Source organism: Roseibium aggregatum (assembly GCF_014692675.1).
GTDB lineage: Bacteria > Pseudomonadota > Alphaproteobacteria > Rhizobiales > Stappiaceae > Roseibium > Roseibium aggregatum_C.
Map to the genome: position 1 here is coordinate 1 of NZ_JABFCZ010000113.1, position 424 is coordinate 424.

Below are 424 nucleotides of genomic sequence, written 5' to 3' on the forward strand. Positions count from 1 at the left end.
ATTTATTTATCTGCCATTGCTTATTACTCCTTTTTAGTTAAAATGATGTTGAAACTCAACATTTGGTTATAAAGTTTGAAATCTTAATCCTTGCTAAGTTCTCTTTCAAAACAAATACCGTTGAGACTCTCGATAAGTTCAACCACACGCTCATTTATTGAATGAACATCGTTGATTGATTTACCAAAGGTTTCGACGGCAAATAAATAACGATAATGACCACTGCCACCATCGTTTTCTAACGCATTGCCATTCATGATTTCTGTTAAGCGCATAAATGGTGCTTCTTCAGTTTTTTGATAAGATTCGGGTATTTCAAATGTGTATATTAAAGGCTGTTTACAGCTTGTTTTACGGACTTCATTCATCATAGATACCAACTGTTCATCTTTACGCAATATGTCCCACATACGCACGATAGGAT

Annotated in this window: 1 protein-coding gene; it reads right to left on the minus strand. The window is 34.4% G+C overall.

The features are described from left to right. Nucleotides 1-83: 83 nt before the first annotated feature. Nucleotides 84-424: hypothetical protein (locus tag HK439_RS26540; RefSeq protein ID WP_190294476.1), on the minus strand; the 341-nt coding region annotated here is incomplete at its 5' end.